This window comes from Streptomyces sp. NPDC059455, assembly GCF_042750115.1.
Classification (GTDB): domain Bacteria; phylum Actinomycetota; class Actinomycetes; order Streptomycetales; family Streptomycetaceae; genus Streptomyces; species Streptomyces endocoffeicus.
Window position 1 is genome coordinate 11,253 of the sequence record NZ_JBHYVB010000256.1, and the last position, 2,429, is coordinate 13,681.

The following is a 2,429-nucleotide window of genomic DNA, read 5'->3' on the forward strand; positions in this document are numbered from 1 at the left end:
GGGGGTGTCGCCGCGCGCGGGGGGGGCGCCCCCCCGCGCCCCGGGGGGGTGTGGTTGTGTGAGCACCACACTGGGGGGGGGGCGCGCCGGCGGGGGGGGGGGGGGGCTAACGTGGTGGGGGCCCCCCCGCGCCTGCGACCGCTCCCGCCCCTGGCGGGTGCGGGAGCGGTCCAGGATGGAGAAGGGGGTGGTGCGCAGGCGTGAGGTCACGCTCACGTCAACGCGTGCCCCGGCCGGGACGATTCCCCCGGGTCCGTCGGCGCCAGCCCCCGGCCCTTGGCCTCAGCCCTGGCGGCGCCAGGGGCCGGTGATCGCGAGCATGATGCCCGGCACCTGGATGTTGGCGTAGAGCGTCGAGCCGTCGGGCGAGAAGACCACACCGGTGAACTCGCTGAACTCCGGCTCCTCCGCGCTGCCGATGTTCAGGTCGTTGCGCGCGATCGGGTACGTCCGGCCGTCCTCGGTGGCGCCGAAGAGGTGCTGGATGCCCTCGCCGTCCTCGGCGATGACCAGACCGCCGTACGGCGAGACGGTGATGTTGTCCGGGCCGTCGAAGGCGCCGTCCTTCGACGGGTCGGGGTTGACGCCCAGCAGCACCTTGAGGGTGAGGGTGCGGCGCTTGGGGTCGTAGAACCAGACCTGGCCGTCGTGCTGGACCGGGCTCTCCGCACGGGCGAACGAGGAGACGATGTACGCGCCACCGTCCGCCCACCACATGCCCTCCAGCTTGCGGGCCCGGGTGATCTCACCGTCCTTGAACTGCTTGCGCACCGACACCGACTTCGCGTCGCGGTCCGGCACCGGCTCCCAGTCCACGCCGTAGACCGTGCCGGTCTTGGTGGCGCGGGACAGGTCGTCCACGAAGTTGCCGCCCGAGTCGTAGCACTTGGGCGCCTGGAGCACACCCGCGTCGTCCTTGAGCGTGCCGAGCTTGCCGCGGCCGTGCTCGAAGCCGTGCGGCGGGACCCAGCGGTAGAGGAGGCCGTTCGGTCCGGAGGCGTCCTCGGTGAGGTAGAGGTGGCCGCGCTTGGGGTCCACGACGACGGCCTCGTGCGCGTACCGGCCCAGGGCCTTGATCGGCTTCGGGTCGCGGTTGGCCTTGCGGTCGTGCGGGTCGACCTCGAAGACGTAGCCGTGATCCTTGGTCATGCCGTTCTGGCCGACCTTGTCCTCGGTCTCCTCGCAGGTCAGCCAGGTGCCCCAGGGGGTGCGGCCACCAGCGCAGTTGGTGGCGGTGCCCGCGATGCCGACCCACTCGGTGACGTGGTCGCCGTGCTTGGCGACCTCGACGACGGTGCAGCCACCGGAGGCCGCCGGGTCGTAGACCAGGCCCTCGGTCAGCGGGACCGGGTGCGGCCATTTGCTGCGGGGGCCGCCCAGCTCGTGGTTGTTGACCAGCAGCGTCGCACCGCGCGAGCCCTCGAAGGTGGCGGTGCCGTCGTGGTTGGACGGGGTGGACTCGCCGGACTCCAGCTTCGTCTCACCGGTACGGGTGATGATCTTGTAGCGGAAGCCCTTGGGGAGGGCCAGGATGCCCTTGGGGTCCGCGATGAGCGGACCGTAGCCGAGCGACGAGCCGCCGTGGCCCTCGACCCCCGCGGCGCCCTCCTCGGTCACCTCGGCGGCGAGCGCGCCGGGTGCGGTGGCGAGCACCCCCGCGCTTCCGACCAGGGCGAACCCGGCCCCGGTGTACGCGGAACGCCTCGCGAAGTCTCTTCGGCTGAGCGGCATGTCTTCTCCCGAGCGCAGGATGGTGTCCTCCGGACTGCGGCCATACGTTTCCGTCCCCGGCCGAACATCAGTTGAACGGCGCGCGACATCAACGGACGAATGGCCGCCGATCCCATATACGGCGAGCAACGCGTCACGGCTCTACGCGGCGCTCAACTCCCCGGCCGACGGACGCAACGCGCCCCTCACGGCGCGCCCCGCGAGGGCCTCCCGGACGGCGGAGGGGGCGGCCCCCCGTCCACCAGACAGACACCCGCCCAGCACCGCGACGCGCCGGCACCACCCCAGTCCCGAGACGGGGTCGGGCCCGCCCACGCCCGCGCCCGGGCGTGCCCGACGGACCACGCGGCGGAGCCGCACAGCGATGCCTTCCCCTCCCCGCCCCTTCCCGATACCAGGGGCTCCGCCCCTGGTATCGGGCTCCGACCCGGGGGCCGGGGCAGACCCCACGGCGAGCAGCCCGCCCGACTGGTCCCGCGACCTGGGGCTCTGCCCTTGGCCCCCTGGGGTCCGGGGGCGGAGCCCTACCACACGGCGCAGCCGCATACCAATCCGCAGCAAAGCACGCGGAGGCGAGCAGCCCGCCCGGCTGCACCCGCTACCTGGGCTCCGCCCCTGGACCCCGGACTCCGACCCAGGGGGCTGAGGCAGAGCCCACGGCGAGCAGCCCGCCCGACTGGTCCACCAGGCGCCGCACC

Annotated in this window: 1 protein-coding gene; it reads right to left on the reverse strand. The window is 73.3% G+C overall.

Going from position 1 to position 2,429, the window contains the following annotated elements; genetic code table 11:
* Positions 1-282: 282 nt before the first annotated feature.
* Complete coding sequence (locus tag ACFXB5_RS47645) at positions 283-1,731, reverse strand: alkaline phosphatase PhoX (protein WP_385220727.1); 1,449 nt, start codon at positions 1,729-1,731, stop codon at positions 283-285.
* Positions 1,732-2,429: the final 698 nt, after the last annotated feature.